Annotated in this window: 13 protein-coding genes; 9 read left to right on the forward strand and 4 right to left on the reverse strand. The window is 72.0% G+C overall.

Features of this window, described 5'->3' with window-relative positions:
* Window positions 1-120: 120 nt before the first annotated feature.
* Complete coding sequence (locus JOD66_RS20615; RefSeq protein ID WP_204838678.1) at window positions 121-459, forward strand: hypothetical protein; 339 nt, start codon at window positions 121-123, stop codon at window positions 457-459.
* Between the two features lie 33 nt (window positions 460-492).
* Here JOD66_RS20615 and JOD66_RS20620 read toward each other — a convergent pair whose 3' ends face one another.
* Window positions 493-1437, reverse strand: a complete 945-nt coding sequence (locus tag JOD66_RS20620) for a LysR family transcriptional regulator (RefSeq protein WP_204838679.1) — start codon at window positions 1435-1437, stop codon at window positions 493-495.
* 267 nt (window positions 1438-1704) lie between these two features.
* Here JOD66_RS20620 and JOD66_RS20625 point away from each other — a divergent pair, with 267 nt between their 5' ends.
* Complete coding sequence (locus JOD66_RS20625; protein ID WP_204838680.1) at window positions 1705-5337, forward strand: glycosyl hydrolase; 3633 nt, start codon at window positions 1705-1707, stop codon at window positions 5335-5337.
* A gap of 73 nt (window positions 5338-5410) precedes the next feature.
* On the forward strand, window positions 5411-5611 hold the full coding sequence (locus JOD66_RS20630) for a helix-turn-helix domain-containing protein (RefSeq protein ID WP_204838681.1): 201 nt from the start codon (window positions 5411-5413) through the stop codon (window positions 5609-5611).
* Window positions 5612-5638: 27 nt separating this feature from the next.
* On the opposite strand, the gene JOD66_RS20635 is transcribed toward JOD66_RS20630, so the two are convergent.
* Window positions 5639-6067 carry a DUF6326 family protein gene (locus JOD66_RS20635; protein ID WP_204838682.1) on the reverse strand — a complete coding sequence of 143 codons (429 nt, stop codon included), beginning with the start codon at window positions 6065-6067 and terminating at the stop codon, window positions 5639-5641.
* Between the two features lie 168 nt (window positions 6068-6235).
* Here JOD66_RS20635 and JOD66_RS20640 point away from each other — a divergent pair, with 168 nt between their 5' ends.
* Together JOD66_RS20640 and JOD66_RS20645 are read left to right on the forward strand one after the other, a co-directional pair.
* The gene (locus JOD66_RS20640) at window positions 6236-7387 is read left to right on the forward strand and encodes a sensor histidine kinase (protein ID WP_204838683.1); all 1152 of its coding nucleotides are present in this window, start codon (window positions 6236-6238) and stop codon (window positions 7385-7387) included.
* Window positions 7384-8040, forward strand: a complete 657-nt coding sequence (locus JOD66_RS20645; protein ID WP_204838684.1) for a response regulator — start codon at window positions 7384-7386, stop codon at window positions 8038-8040. The genes JOD66_RS20640 and JOD66_RS20645 overlap by 4 nt, the downstream gene beginning before the upstream one ends.
* A gap of 157 nt (window positions 8041-8197) precedes the next feature.
* On the opposite strand, the gene JOD66_RS20650 is transcribed toward JOD66_RS20645, so the two are convergent.
* Both JOD66_RS20650 and JOD66_RS20655 read right to left on the reverse strand, forming a co-directional pair.
* Window positions 8198-9997: an alpha/beta fold hydrolase gene (locus JOD66_RS20650; RefSeq protein ID WP_204838685.1), complete on the reverse strand. Its 1800-nt coding sequence runs from the start codon at window positions 9995-9997 to the stop codon at window positions 8198-8200.
* The gene (locus tag JOD66_RS20655; RefSeq protein ID WP_204838686.1) at window positions 9997-10596 is read right to left on the reverse strand and encodes a TetR/AcrR family transcriptional regulator; all 600 of its coding nucleotides are present in this window, start codon (window positions 10594-10596) and stop codon (window positions 9997-9999) included. The genes JOD66_RS20650 and JOD66_RS20655 overlap by 1 nt, the downstream gene beginning before the upstream one ends.
* A gap of 72 nt (window positions 10597-10668) precedes the next feature.
* Between JOD66_RS20655 and JOD66_RS20660 the strand changes: the two genes are divergently transcribed.
* The 4 genes from JOD66_RS20660 (at window position 10669) to JOD66_RS20675 (ending at window position 14438) form a co-directional block, all read left to right on the forward strand.
* The gene (locus JOD66_RS20660) at window positions 10669-11217 is read left to right on the forward strand and encodes a nucleotidyltransferase family protein (RefSeq protein WP_204838687.1); all 549 of its coding nucleotides are present in this window, start codon (window positions 10669-10671) and stop codon (window positions 11215-11217) included.
* 65 nt (window positions 11218-11282) lie between these two features.
* Window positions 11283-12161 (forward strand): AAA family ATPase, encoded by an 879-nt coding sequence (locus JOD66_RS20665; RefSeq protein WP_204838688.1) that lies wholly within the window; start codon window positions 11283-11285, stop codon window positions 12159-12161.
* The gene (locus JOD66_RS20670) at window positions 12158-13279 is read left to right on the forward strand and encodes a vWA domain-containing protein (protein ID WP_204838689.1); all 1122 of its coding nucleotides are present in this window, start codon (window positions 12158-12160) and stop codon (window positions 13277-13279) included. The genes JOD66_RS20665 and JOD66_RS20670 overlap by 4 nt, the downstream gene beginning before the upstream one ends.
* Window positions 13272-14438 carry an XdhC family protein gene (locus JOD66_RS20675; RefSeq protein ID WP_204838690.1) on the forward strand — a complete coding sequence of 389 codons (1167 nt, stop codon included), beginning with the start codon at window positions 13272-13274 and terminating at the stop codon, window positions 14436-14438. Before JOD66_RS20670 ends, JOD66_RS20675 begins: the two co-directional genes overlap by 8 nt.
* Window positions 14439-14460 lie beyond the last annotated feature (22 nt).

Raw genomic sequence — 14460 nt, forward strand, 5'->3', positions numbered from 1 at the left:
GCGGCGGGGGCCCTGAGGCATTTTCCCGGGCATGAAGGCAGGCGAGCGGTTCGTCGGGCAGGATGCGCGGTACGTTGCGCGCGGCCGCTCCGCGGTCCATCGCCCCTGACAGGAGACGCCATGTCCCACGACCCGAGCCAGTCGAAGACCGCCCGGCCCTTCACCCGCCAGTCCACCGTCCTCGAGCTGGCCGCCACGCTGCCCGGACGCGCGTTCAAGTCGCTCATCGTCCGTCAGCTCCCGCCGACGGCCACCGAGAAGGAGCGTCAGGAGCTGGAGGACATGACCGTCGGCCTCCCGCTGGAGACCCTGGTCGAGCTCTCCGAGGGCAAGCTCACCTGGGGCATCGCCGACTCGGTCCTGGACCTCGCGAACCGCAAGCCGCACCGGGTGCTCGCCCGCGGTGTCGGCGCGGGCGCGGGGGCGGTGAAGAAGGTCGTCGGCGCGGTACGTCGCTGACGGCGCGCACCGCCGGCCGGGGCGTCGCCCGAGCTATCGGGAGCCGGCGTCCCGCGTCGACTCGGCGTCCTCGTCGAGCAGGTTCTCGAGCAGGCCCCGCAGCCACTGGTGGGCGGGGTCGTCGCGCCTGCTCGGGTGCCACCAGAACGCCGTCCGCAGGCTGTCGAGCTCCCACGGGCCGGGGATCTCCCGGATCCCGTAGAGGTGGCCCATCTCGGTGATCAGTCGTCGGCCCATCACCGCGATCCGGTCGCTGTCGCGCAGGAAGAACGGCATGCTCATCGAGCCGCTGACGATCACCTCGGCACGGGGGCGGACGCCGGCGGCCAGGATCTGCTGCATGCCCCGCGCCACCGTGTTGCCCTGACCCACCTGGGCCACCACCCAGGGCCGCTGGTCGAGGTCCTCGGCGCTCAGCCGCTCGGCGGGGTCGTCGGCCGACACGGCGAAGACCCACTGGTCGTCGAGGACGTCGATGCTCTCCAGGCCCGAGAGCCAGCCGTGCGCGAGGAAGACCCCGTCGGCGCTCGCCGCCAGGTGGTCGGCGATGTCGGCGCCGTGGAGCTGCCCGGGCTCGACCACCCGGAGGGTCGTGGCGGGGGCGGCGGCCCGCATGGCGAGGCAGAGACGCGGCAGCAGCATCGCGGCGAGCACTTCGCCGCACACGACGGTGAACTCGTGCTCCAGCGTCGGGTCGAAGCGGGTCCGGGCGGCGATGACGCGGTCGACCGCGCGCAGGGCGTCGGTCACCGCCGGGCCGAGCTGCTTGGCCAGCGAGGTCAGCTCGTAGCGGTTGCCCCTCCGCACCAGCAGCTCGTCGTCGAAGTGCCGACGCAGCCGGCCCAGGGCCGCACTCATCACGGGCTGGCTCACGCCGACGGCCGCGGCCGCGCGCGAGACGTTCCGCTCGCGGAGCAGGCTGTCGAGGGAGTGGAGCAGGTTGAGGTCGAGGCGACGAAGTCGATGATGGTCGACCACGGCGGCCTCCTGAGGGTATGGGTCGTAGGGCTCTCCGATCATGACGCTCGGCCGGCGATCAGGGGTGGTTGGAACGTATCAACGCCGGCGGGTCGGCACGGTCCCTCGGACTATGTCTTGCGTCGATAGGCGGTATCGGCAGCGATGTGCCCGAAGCGTCCTCCGGAGCCTTGCGGACCTCGTGTGACGACCGACACAGTAGGTGGACGAAAGTATGAATCGTTTCAATTCGGAGTCGTCACCTGCGCTCCGGACGAAGGAGGACACGTGGGAATCACTCTGAGGGGCAGGCCGGTCGCCTGCCTGTTCTCGGCGGCGCTCGCCCTGGGCGTCGCGGCGCCGGCGGTGTTCCTGGCCCCGGCACCGGCCTCGCACGCCGAGCCCGCTCCGGCGCAGGCCGGCGTGGTGCTCAGGTCGCCGGCGGTGAAGAAGAGCTCGGCGTTCGCCCAGCAGCTGGAGAAGAAGTACGTCGACCCCGACCGGGTCTACAGCACCGACGTCCGGTGGTGGCTCGGTGAGGCCGCCAACACCGACGAGTCCCTCCTCGAGGAGATCCAGGCGCTCTACGACGCGGGCTATCGCGGCGTGGAGCTGTGCATGCAGAGCGACAGCGGCGCGCCCGACGCTCAGTACGCCTACGGGTCCCCGATGTGGACCCACAAGTGGAACCTGATGATGAACAAGCTGCTCGACCTGGGCATGGCGGTCTACCTCACCTCGGGCACCAACTGGGCCACCTCCAACGTCCCCGGGCTCGACCCCGCCAGCCAGCAGGCGATGCAGAACCTCACGCTCGGCACGAGCACGGTCGACGCCGGCCAGACGCTGACCACCCTGACCGCGCCGGCCGCCTCGGCCCGCAAGGCGGGGGCCACCTTCGTCACCGCCTACGCCTACCGCGTGACCGACGGCGACACGGTCGACCCGGACAGCTACGTCGACCTCAAGTCGCAGATCACCCAGGGCGCCGACGCCTGGACCCAGAACCTGAGCTGGACGGCGCCCGCCGACGGCACCTACCGCGTCTTCGGCCTGTGGACCCAGGGCACCTACCACGCGTCGAGCCCGTCGGCGCAGCCCGCCTACGCGACCAACTACTTCGACAAGCGCGGCGTCGAGGCACTCAAGGCCTACTGGGAGGAGCACTACCTGGCCGACCCGGCGCTGCGCGCGAAGATCGCCAAGGGCGACGTCCAGCTGTTCATGGACTCCCTCGAGATCAACACCGGCACCGGCTTCACCTGGTGGGCTGAGGACATGGCCGCCGAGTTCAAGAAGCGCAAGGGCTACGACATCACGCCCTACCTCTTCCTGATCAGCGGTGTCGCCGCGACGCCGTTCACGCCGTACCACGAGACCGGCAACACGGGCACCTACAAGCTCGACGGCGGCGAGCGCCGCCGGCAGGGCATCATCAACGACTACCAGGACGTGCTGACCCAGCTCTACCGCGAACGACTGCTGCAGCCGCTCAAGACCTGGCTCAACGGCGTCGGCATCGAGACGCGCGCGCAGATCTCCTACGGCCGCCCGCTGGAGATGTCGGAGCCGGCGATGGACGTCGACTATCCCGAGGCCGAGAACTTCAACCAGTACGACCAGGTCGACATCCTGCGGCTGTGGACCGGTGGCGCCAAGCTCGAGAACAAGGTCCTCTCCAGCGAGACCGGTGCCCAGCTCCCGGCGTACAACGGCACGCGACAGATGGACCTGCACGACGCCTACGCGCAGTACGCCGCCGGCTTCCAGCGCATGGTCTGGCACGTGTGGGGCGCGGGCTACAGCTACGGCAGCTTCGCCTGGCCCGGGCACAACGCCACCGGCTTCCGGCAGCTCGGCACCCGCAACCCGGGCTACTCCGACTACGACGAGTTCAACGCCCACCTCGGCCGGGTCCAACAGCTCGTCCAGACCGGCAAGAGCCGCACGGACGTGGGATTCATCAACCAGAAGTGGGTCCACGGCGTCGCCTACAACGCCGGCATCGGCAACGACAACGGGAACATGAACTGGCAGTACGCGCACCAGGGCGTCTACTACCGCTCGACCGAGCTGCAGGACAACGGCTACACCTACGACTACTTCAGCCCGAAGTTCCTCTTCGACGACGACGTCCACTTCGACAAGAAGACCAAGACGATCGAGAAGGCGGGCTACAAGGCCATCGTCCTCTACCAGGACTGGCTGGACCTGGAGGCCGCCAACCGGATCATGAAGTGGGCCAAGCAGGGCCTCAAGGTCGTCGTCCTGGAGAACGCCGCGTCCCGGACGCCGTTCAACGACGGGAAGGACGGTGCGCTCGAGAAGGTGATGGACGAGCTGAAGTCGCTGCCGACGGTGCGTCAGGCGACGGTCTACGACGACATCGACTACTTCAGCGCGCAGGCCGGCGGCTACGACGACAACGTCCTGGAGAAGCTGCAGGAGCTCGGCGTCGAGCCCTACAGCGGGTTCAGCGAGCCCAACCTCCAGCTGCTGACCCAGACCCGAGAGGACCAGCAGGGCAACCAGTACCTCTACGTCTACAACTACGACCCGGCCGACTACCTCGACAAGAGCCACAAGGCGAGCGTCCGCAACGCCAAGCACGGCCAGAACATCACGACCGACATCGTGCAGGACGGCCTGTTCGTGCCCTACGCGATCGACGCGTGGACCGGCGAGACCACCCAGCTCGCCGACTACCGCTGGGAGAACGGCAAGACCGTCGTCCCGATCGACCTGGACTACGACAACATCGCCCTGCTCGCCTTCGAGAAGGTCGACAAGGCCCAGCTCCACGTCCTCGACACGAACGCCGACTCGGCGTACGCCACCGACGGCGGGGTCGCCCTGCGGACGTCGGCGTCGGGCACGGTGACGGCGCGGCTCAGCGACGGCACGCTCGTCGACCAGGCCGTGGAGGTGCCACCCGCCTACGACATCACCGACTGGGACCTCACCGTCGAGTCGTGGCGCCCCAGCCCGACCCAGGGCGACCTGACCCGTACCGAGACGATCGACGGCCTCACCACGACCAACCGCAAGACCTCCACTGTCGTCACCGACATCGACGTCGAGCTCGACAAGCTCACCACGTGGGACAAGATCCCGGAGGTCGGCAAGGCGGTCTCCGGCAAGGGCCACTACGAGGCGACCTTCGACTGGGACGCCGGCTCCGCGAGCGGCGCCTATGTCGACTTCGGCAAGGACCTCGAGGACTCGATGGTCGTGTGGATCAACGGCGAGAAGGTCGGCGGGCACGTCTCGACCAACCCGACCAAGGTCCGCAAGGACGTCGGTGGCGTCGGCAAGGCGACGATCGACGACGGCCGGGGCAACCAGGTCCCCCTGGTCGGGACCGACCTCTCGACCGGTGGCATCAACTGGAGCACGCCCGTCGCGGACATCAGCGACTACCTCGTCGACGGCGAGAACACGATCGTCATCGAGTACTCCTCGGCCCTCTCCAACGTCCAGCTCGACCGTGGCATCGTCCCCGTGCAGACGCCGCGCATCGCCCGCAACAACCCGTGGTGGCGCAACGACCAGAAGTACCTGTCGTTCGGGCCCCAGCAGGCGAAGATCGTGCCGTTCGTGGACGTGGCCTACAGCCCGTCGGCGTCCGGCCCGCTCCCGATGCCGGCGTCCCCGGCCGTGGGGCCGAAGGTCACGGTCAAGAGCAAGGTCAGGGCCGGCGACACGATCAAGGTCCGCGTCCGCGACCTGTCCGTCGGCAAGGTCAAGGTCATGCTCGGCGGCAAGCGACTGGGCGTCGCCAAGGTGAAGGGCGGCAAGGCCACGGTGACCGCCAAGGTGCCCGCGAACCTGAGGGGGCGCAAGGTCCTGCGCGTGCTCAGCGGCAAGGGCGAGGTCCTCGTCACGACCACCGTGCGGGTGGTCAGGAGGAAGACGAGCTGACCGAGCCGGCGAGGGGTCACGCTGCGGCGTGGCCCCTCGTCGTCCCACTCACTCCGCCAAGGAGGCCCGTCGCATGGAGATCCCGGACCTGTCGGTCTCGGACATCGCGCTCCTGCACCGCATGGCGCGGGGCTGGGACACCGCGCGCATCGCCGCCGACCTCGGCCGCACCGTCCGTGCCGTGCGCGCGGACGTGAGGAGGATCCGGCAGGTGCTGGGGGCGAGCAACGACATCAGCGCCGTCGTTGTCGCCGTGCGGGCCGGGCTCGTCTGAGCGACGGGCACCGACAACGACGCCCCGTCACCGGCGGATCCGAGGCCAGGTCCAGGCGTACCTCGCGATCAGGGCGAGCAGCCCCAGCTCGAGCGCGATGCCGAGTCCGTAGAAGAGCACCCAGGACTCGCCCAGGAGGTTGAACGCCGTGACGGGGAGGTAGAGCGCGGCGACGACCAGGTTGGCGAGGCGTGCCGCGCGGGCGGGCAGGCTCGTCGACAGGGCGATCATGAGAATCGGCACCGCCATCAGGGCGAGCGCCGAGGTGGAGAAGGTCTGGGAGAGGTCGAACTCGAAGACCCTGCCGTCGAGGATGTCGTCGACGACGCCGGGCGTGTAGAAGTTGAGGATGTCGACGTAGGCGTAGAGGAACATGAAGCTGGTCCAGGCGGCGGCGAGCTTGGCGCGGACCGAGACCGGCTGGTCGTCCAGGGCGGTGGAGCGAGGTGTGCTCATCGGGGACTCCGTCGTGGGCTGGTGATGGGGTTCGGTGGGGCCACGATCGCCGGGCGCGACGGCCGGTCGCATCGGCCGCGAGGCCGACGTCGACCCGGCCGATGGCAGGACGTCGGTCTCGTACTTTCGGCGGGTACGCCGAGCCGCATCGATCCCTAGGCTGGGGCCGTGGTCACCGTCCGGCGCTCGATCGTCGACGAGCCGCGGCCCGCTGACGCCGCGCCCGTCGGGCGACTCGACTGCGCCCTGGCGGGTGCCTTCGCGCTCGCCCTCACGATCGAGGCCGTGGCCCGGCCGGACCTGACCTGGCGGCCGCTGGTGACGGTGCTCGCCCTGGCGCTGCTGCCCGCGCTGCTCTGGCGCCGCCGCTGGCCCCTGGCCGCCGTCCTGCTGGGCTGGGGCGTCGCCGGACTGCTCTCGCTCCTCCAGTTGGCCACCGGCTCCGGGGACCTCGGCCCCTACTCCATGATGGCCGACCTGATCCTGCTCTACGCCCTGGTGCGGTGGGGCTCGGGACGCGAGCTGGCCTGGGGCACGACGTTCGTCGCCGCCGTCGTCGCGCTCGGGATGTACGCCGCCTCCGCGGGCTGGGCCGACATCTTCGGCGGGAGCGTCCTGTTGCTGCTGTGCGTCGCCCTGGCGGCGGTGTTCCGCTACCGCGCGGACCTCTGGCACCGGCAACAGCGTGAGATCCGCAACCAGGAGCGGGTCGCGCTGGCGAGGGAGCTGCACGACATCGTGGCCCACCACGTCTCGGCGATCGCGGTGCAGGCGCAGGCCGGTCGCGTGGTCGCCGCCTTCCAGCCCGACAAGGCGGCCGAGGTGTTGGCCTCGATCGAGTCCGAGGCGTCGCGGACGCTGGCGGAGATGCGCACGATGGTGCGCGTGCTGCGGGAGCCCGAGGCGGCCACCTACCAGCCGCAGCGCGGCGTCGCGGACCTGCCGGCCCTGGCGCGCGCCGACCGGACGCCGACCGTCGAGGTGTCGCTCGACGGCTCCTCGGACGGCGCGCTGACCCGACTGGCGCGACCCGTCGACGCGGCGGTCTACCGGCTGGCGCAGGAGTCGCTGACCAACGCCGTACGTCACGCCCGGCACGCCACCCGCGTCGGGATCGACGTCCGCTGGGAGGGCGACGCGGTGCGGCTGCGGGTCAGCGACGACGGCCGGCACGAGCCGGGACCGGCGCCGGCGCCGGGATTCGGCCTGCTCGGCATGGCCGAGCGGGCCCAGCTCCTCGGCGGCTCCCTCTCCGCGGGGCCGGGGCCGGAGGGAGGCTGGGTGGTCGAGGCCGTGCTGCCGGCGGAGGTGCTGGCATGAGCATCCGCGTCGTCGTCGCCGACGACCAGGACCTGGTCCGCACCGGCCTGGTGATGATCCTCGGCGCGCACCCCGACATCGAGGTCGTGGGGGAGGCCGCCGACGGGCTCGCCGCGGTCGAGCTGGCGACCCGGCTGCGTCCCGACGTGCTCCTCGTCGACATCCGGATGCCCGGGCTCGACGGCGTCGAGGTGACCCGGCGGATGGCCGGACCCGACGTGGCCGACCCGATGGCGGTCGTGGTGATCACCACCTTCGACATCGACGAGTACGTCGTGGGGTCGCTGCGCGCGGGTGCCCGCGGCTTCCTGCTCAAGGACGCCGGGCCGGAGCTCCTGGTCCAGGCCGTGCACGCGGCGGCCAAGGGGGACGCCCTGATCGCCCCCAATGTCACCCGTCGGCTGCTGGCGACCTTCGCCGACCGGTCACCGGTGGTGCCGGCCCAGCCCGTCGATCCGCTCACCGAGCGCGAGGAGGAGGTGCTCGCCCTGGTCGCCGGGGGCCGGACCAACGCCGAGATCGCCACCGAGCTCTTCGTCGGCCTGAGCACGGTCAAGTCCCACGTCGCCTCGCTGATGACCAAGCTCGGTGCGCGCAACCGGGTCGAGATCGCGATGTGGGCCTACGACACGCGACGGGTTCGCGCCGACTAGGACGTGTCTCCCAAGTCCCCGCCTGCTGCGCGACGTTTCCGACTCGATCTGGCTGCGTTGGCGTCGCTCGAAGGGCGATCCGGCACGACATCGCTCCGCCGCCTGCCAGATCGGCCGGAAACGCCGCTCGCGACGGCGCCGACTTGGGAGACACACCCTAGGTGGTGCGTCGAGCGGCGGGCGCGGCGAGCAATTCGACGAGGGCCGCACCGTGGGTCAGCTGTGGATGATGCCCGGCGCCCGCCACCGTGACCAGCTCCACGTTCGGCCGTGACCCGAGCTCCTCGACCACGTCGGGGGAGAGGGGGTCCTCGCTGCCGGTGATGATCCGGATCGGGCCACGGAACCGCCCGAGTGCCTCCCGCAGCTCGGCGCGCCACCGCTCCGATCCCGCGAGGGCGAGCTGCACGGCCACCCGTCCGGCGGTGCGTCGCCGGAGATCGCCGACGCTGGACTCCAGAGCGCCCGCACTCGCCTCGGAGCCGGTCAGCTGGCGGGAGAGCCGGGCCGGGTCGGTGTGTCGGAGGTAGGTGCGCACGAGCGGTCGCAGTCGGGTCGCGGCACCCGAGGGGCCTTGCAGGAAGAAGGGCGCGACCAGGGTGAGGGAGGCCACCCGCGTCGGGTGCTGGTCGGCGGCGACGACCGCCGCGGCCGCACCGATGGAGTGCCCGACGAGGTCGCTCGACTCCGCCAGCACGGCCGGCAGCCAACGCTCCCAGTCCGGTACGCCGATGCCGTCGCTGAGGCCGAGACCGGGCAGGTCGACGGCGCGGGCGTCGATGCCCGACGCGACCTCGGCCCAGGTGTCGGCGTTCACCGGCAGGCCCGGGAGGATCACCCGGCCAGAGCCTGGTGTGCCGAGCTCGAAGGTCCGCACGCCACCCGCGGTGACGAAGCGGCGACCGCCGGTCGTGACGGCGCCGAAGCGATGGGCGGCGAGGTGGTCGGCCCAACGTTCGAGGGACAGCCGTACGTCGGGCATCCGGATCCCGTGGCGCTCGGCGAGCTCGATCATGGGTGCGGTCGGGTAGCGGTCGGACGACAGGAAGCCGAGCGTCTCGGGGTCCGCCTTGGTGATCCGGGCCGGGAGCCTCTTGATCACGCCGACCGGGATCCGCAGCCGCGGGACCTTCGCGCCGAGGTGACGGCCGACGTGGGTGAGGAGCTCGGCCAGCGGCGGGGTGTCGTCGTCGAGGACCCAGTAGGCCTGGCCCACCGCCGTCGGGTCGACCGCCGCCGCGGCCATGATCGCGGCGAGGTAGTCGACGGTGAGGACCGGGAGGAAGGTGGATGAGCCCGCGGGCAGCGCGGCCGCGGTGCCGTCCCAGACCTGCTCGATGGTGGTCGCCAGGCCGATGTGCTGGTCGGACTCGCCGGTCTCGCTGTCGCCGATCACGCTGGCCGGGTTGACGATGGTCCAGGGAACCCGGCGCTCCTGGGCCCGGGCCTGGAAGATCGCGTCGGACTCCACCTTCGAGGCCTCGTAGCCGCCGAGCTCGGCGTACACCGCCGCGCGGTGCTCGTCGGACCACGGGACCAGCGACGGGTCCTGACCGCCGACGCGGTAGCCGGAGACGTGCACGACGCGTCGAAGGGCGGGGAGGTCGGCGGCGAAGTCGATGAGCCTCTCGACGATGCCGACGTTCACCCTGCGCGCCTCGTCGGCGCTCATCCCGAACTGGAAGGACCCGGCGCAGTTGTGGATCTCGGTCACGTCGGGGAAGGCGGCCGCGCCGCCGGCGAGGATCTCGGCGGCGCCGAAGTCGACGATCGCCGTACGGATCGCCTGGGTCAGGCCGTGGTCGCGGAGCCACCGCTCGGTGCGCGCGCCGGACTCGGCGGTCCGGACCGCGACGGTGACGTCGGCGCCGGCCTGCGCGAGGGTGAGGACCAGGTGGCGGCCGATCAGGCCCGAGGCCCCGAAGACCAGGGCGTGCCGGGCGGGGGTGGACGGCATCATCGGGTCCCTCCCGTGGTCGGGCAGCGCTGGTCGATGAGATCGGCGACCACGTCGGCGGCGGCCGCCAGCGGCTGGGTGCTCTGCATGGCGCGCGAGACGATGACCGCCCCCTCGATGGTCGAGACGACGACCGTCGCGAGGGACCGGGCGTCGTCCGCGCCGAGTCCGCTGGCTTCGAGGAGGGACGCCGTGGGCGCGATCCACGACTCGAAGGCGCTGGCGCAGGCCTGCCGCAGCCGCTCGCTCTCCGCCCCCATCTCCAAGGTGACCACCGAGACCGGGCAGCCCAGCCGGAAGCCGCTCTCGCTGACGATGCTCGCCAGCGTCTCGATCGCGGCGCGAGCAGCCTCGGCGGGGCCGCCCGCGGAGAGCGCGGCGTCGGCGATCAGTGTCTGGAACCGCTCGGCCGCGAGCTCGACGGCCGCGATGCCCAGCCCCTCCTTCCCGTCGGGGAAGTGGAAGTAGATCGACCCCTTGGGGGCCGCGGCGTGGTCGATCACGGCGTTGAGGCCGGTGCCGCTGTAGCCGCTGGTCTGGATGAGCTCGAGCATGGACTCGGCGAGCCGTGCCTTCGTCAGGTCTCCCTTGGATGCCATAGATCAAGAATAGACCGGTCTACATATTCTGCAAGTCGGTCCGGGCGCCGGCCGATGTGACAGGGTCGGAGCGTGACGACGACCGGACTCCTCCTCGCCGCCGGCGCCGGCCGCCGGATGGGCCTGCCCAAGGCCCTGGTCCACGACGAGGCCGGTCCCTGGCTGCCCCGCTCCGTCCGGGTGCTGGTCGACGGCGGCTGCCCGGAGGTGGTGGTGGTGCTCGGTGCCGGCGCGGACCAGGCCGCGCCGCTGCTCGCCGGCCTCCCCGGGGTGACGGTGGTCCGCTCCGCCGACTGGTCCACGGGCATGGGCGCCTCGCTGGCCGCCGGCCTCGCCGCGCTCACCGGGGACGCGGCGCTCGTCCATCTCGTCGACCTGCCGGACGTCACGGCGGCGGTGGTCGCCCGGGTGCTCGCCGCCGGTGACGACGCCGCCGCCCTCGCCCGGGCGTCGTACGACGGTCGCCCGGGTCACCCGGTCCTCATCGGTCGCGAGCACTGGGAGGGGGTGGCGCGGAGCGCGGTGGGCGACCAGGGTGCGCGGGCCTACCTCGCCGCGCACGAGGTCGCGCTGGTCGAGTGTGGCGATCTCGCCACCGGCGCCGACGTCGATCGGCGATGAGCAACCCGGCACTTCGGCAACAGTTGCCAACCTCCCGCCAACGACCGGGTTCTAGCCTTGAGGTCATGGACACCCGCGTCGCCGATCTCGCCCGCCGGCTGGAGGAGACGGGGTACCTCTGCGACGAGGAGCTCGCGACGGTCCTCTTCCTGTCGCTGGAGATGTCGCGCCCGCTGCTGCTCGAGGGCGAGCCCGGCACCGGCAAGACCGCGCTGGCCGAGGCGATCGCGCAGACCCTGGACCGGCCGCTGATCCGGCTGCAGTGCTACGAGGGGATCGATGCGACCCAGGCGCTCTACGACTGGGACTTCCCGCGCCAGATCCTGCACCTGCGCGCCCTGGAGGCGCTGTCGGACGCGACCAAGGGTGACGTCGAGGAGGCCGAGAAGAGCCTGTACGACGAGCGCTTCCTGCTCGCGCGGCCGGTGCTGGCCGCGCTGCAGCAGAGTCCGGCGGTGCTGCTGATCGACGAGGTCGACCGGGCCGACGACGAGTTCGAGGCGTTCCTGCTCGAGGTGCTGTCGACCTTCCAGGTCACCATCCCCGAGCTGGGGACGGTGCAGGCGGCCACGCCGCCCACGGTGGTGCTGACGTCGAACCGCACCCGCGAGCTGCACGACGCGCTCAAGCGACGCTGCCTCTACCACTGGATCGACCACCCGGGCCTGGACCGGGAGGTCGCGATCGTGCGCAGCCGGGCGCCCGAGGTCAGCGCGGCCCTGGCTCAGCAGGTGGTGGAGGTCGTGCAGCAGCTGCGGGCCGGCACCGACCTGCTCAAGCCGCCCGGCGTCGCCGAGACCCTGGACTGGGCGCGCGCCCTGCAGCATCTCGGCACCTCCGAGCTCGACGTCGAGATCGCGGCGCGCACCCTCGGCGCGCTGGTCAAGCACCGCGACGACGCCGAGCGGGTGCGTGCCGCGCTCGACCGGATGCTCGCGCGATGACCACCGCGACCCTGACCCATCAGCCCGACGAGATCCTGCTCGGCTTCGCGACGGCGCTGCGGGCGGCCGGTGTGCCCGTCACCCAGGACCGGACCCGGGCCTACCTCGACGCGGTCGCCCTGGTCGGGCTCGGCGACCGTACGGCGACCTGGGCCGCGGGGCGCGCGACCCTGTGCGCGACCCCGGAGGACCTGGAGCGCCACGACCGGGTGTTCGACGAGTGGTTCCACCGCGACAACACCACGCCGACCGTGCGACCGCGCACCGAACGGCAGCAGCCGACGGCGAGCCTGCTGCCCGACGAGCAGTCCGCCTCCGGAAGCGGGCCGGACGAGGACGACGACCCGATCAAGGCCGCCGCCAGCGTGATCGAGGTGCTGCGCCACCGCGACGTCGCGACCATGGACCCGGCCGAGCGGGCCCGGCTGGCGGGCATGTTCGGCACCCTCCGGGTGAGCCTGCCGACCCGGCCGACGGCCCGCCGGACGCCGCACCGCCGCGGCGGCGTCGATGCCTCCCGGACCCTGCGGGCCAGCCTGCGGCGGATGGGCGAGCCGGCCGAGATCCACCGCCGCCGGCGCACCACCCGGCCGCGTCGCGTGGTGCTGCTGGTCGACGTGTCCGGCTCGATGAGCGGGTACGCCGACGCGCTGCTCCGCCTCGCGCACCGCGTCGTCAACGCGGGTCCCGGCGTCGAGGTGTTCAGCCTCGGCACCCGGCTCACGCACCTGACCCGGGCGCTGAAGCGCCGCGACCCGGACCGGGCGATCGCGGCGGCGGGCGACGTCGTACCGGACTGGTCGGGCGGCACCCGGCTCGGTGAGACCCTGAAGGCGTTCGTCGACCGGCACGGCCGCCGGGGCATGGCTCGGGGCGCGGTCGTGGTGATCTTCAGCGACGGCTGGGAGCGCGGCGACACCGCGCTGCTGGCCGAGCAGGTCGACCGGCTGCACCGGCTCGCCCACAAGGTCGTCTGGGTCAACCCCCACCGGGGCAAGGACGGCTATGCCCCGGTGCAGCAGGGGATCGTCGCCGTCCTGCCCCATGTCGACGCCTTCCTCGCCGGCCACTCGCTGGCGACATTCGCCGACCTGCTCGAGGAGGTACGCCGTGCGTGAGGTCCTGCCCCAGCTGCTCGCCTGGTGGGAGGCGGGGGAGACGATCGGGATGGGCACGGTCGTGGCCACCTTCCGCTCCGCCCCGCGCCCGCCGGGGGCCTCGATGCTGGTCGGCCCGGACGCGTCCGCGGTCGGCTCGGTGTCGGGCGGCTGCGTCGAGGGCGCGGTCTACGACCTGGCCCTGGAGGTCACCGCCTCCGGGACGCCCACCCTGCAGCGCTACGGCGTCTCCGACGACGACGCGTTCGCGGTCGGCCTGACCTGCGGCGGCATCCTCGACGTCTACGTCGAGCGGGTCAGCCGGGAGACCTTTCCCGAGCTCGGCGCCATCGCGGCCGACATCGACGCCGGCCGGCCGGTCGCGGTCGCCACCGTCGTCGACCACCCCGACCCGGCGTACGTCGGCCGGCGGGTGGTCATCCGTCCCGATGCGATAGTCCCGGCCCAAAAGCACCAGGAGAAGCAGGAAAATGGTGCTTTTGAGCAGGGAGTATCGCTGGGGAGCCGACGCATCGACGACGCCGTGCGCGACGACGCGCTCGGCCTGCTCGCCGCGGGCCACAACGGCACCCTGTCCTACGGACCCGACGGCGAGCGCCGGGGCGAGGGGATGCGGGTGTTCGTGTGGGCGTTCGCGCCGGCGCCGCGGATGCTGGTGTTCGGCGCCATCGACTTCGCCGCGGCCGTGGCCCGGGTCGGGGGCTTCCTGGGCTACCACGTGACGGTCTGCGACGCGCGGCCGGTGTTCGCCACGACCAGCCGGTTCCCCGGCGCCGACGAGGTGGTCGTCGAGTGGCCGCACCGCTATCTCGCCGCCGAGCTGGAGGCCGGCCGGGTCGACGCCCGCACCGTGATCGCCGTGCTCACCCACGACCCCAAGTTCGACGTGCCCCTGCTGGAGGTGGCGCTGCGCCTGCCCGAGGTCGGCTACGTCGGCGCGATGGGCTCGCGGCGTACCCACGACGACCGGATGGAGCGGCTGCGCGAGGCGGGTGTCACCGAGGCCGAGCTGGCCCGGCTGCACAGCCCGATCGGCCTCGACCTCGGCGCGCGTACGCCGGAGGAGACGGCCATCAGCATCGCCGCCGAGATCGTCGCGGGGCGGTGGGGCGGCTCGGGTGAGCCGCTGGGCGCGCTGAGCGGTCGCATCCACGCGTGATCGGGCTCACACTCTCGGAGTA

The organism is Nocardioides nitrophenolicus, from assembly GCF_016907515.1.
Lineage (GTDB): Bacteria > Actinomycetota > Actinomycetes > Propionibacteriales > Nocardioidaceae > Nocardioides > Nocardioides nitrophenolicus.

Excerpts from the sequence above, each read along its gene's own strand:
- JOD66_RS20650 (WP_204838685.1), bottom strand. The coding sequence starts at position 9,997 with ATGCCGTCCACCCCCGCCCGGCACGCCCTGGTCTTCGGGGCCTCGGGC.
- JOD66_RS20630 (WP_204838681.1), top strand. The coding sequence starts at position 5,411 with ATGGAGATCCCGGACCTGTCGGTCTCGGACATCGCGCTCCTGCACCGC.
- JOD66_RS20670 (WP_204838689.1), top strand. The coding sequence starts at position 12,158 with ATGACCACCGCGACCCTGACCCATCAGCCCGACGAGATCCTGCTCGGC.
- JOD66_RS20615 (WP_204838678.1), top strand. The coding sequence starts at position 121 with ATGTCCCACGACCCGAGCCAGTCGAAGACCGCCCGGCCCTTCACCCGC.
- JOD66_RS20635 (WP_204838682.1), bottom strand. The coding sequence starts at position 6,067 with ATGAGCACACCTCGCTCCACCGCCCTGGACGACCAGCCGGTCTCGGTC.
- JOD66_RS20645 (WP_204838684.1), top strand. The coding sequence starts at position 7,384 with ATGAGCATCCGCGTCGTCGTCGCCGACGACCAGGACCTGGTCCGCACC.
- JOD66_RS20665 (WP_204838688.1), top strand. The coding sequence starts at position 11,283 with ATGGACACCCGCGTCGCCGATCTCGCCCGCCGGCTGGAGGAGACGGGG.
- JOD66_RS20655 (WP_204838686.1), bottom strand. The coding sequence starts at position 10,596 with ATGGCATCCAAGGGAGACCTGACGAAGGCACGGCTCGCCGAGTCCATG.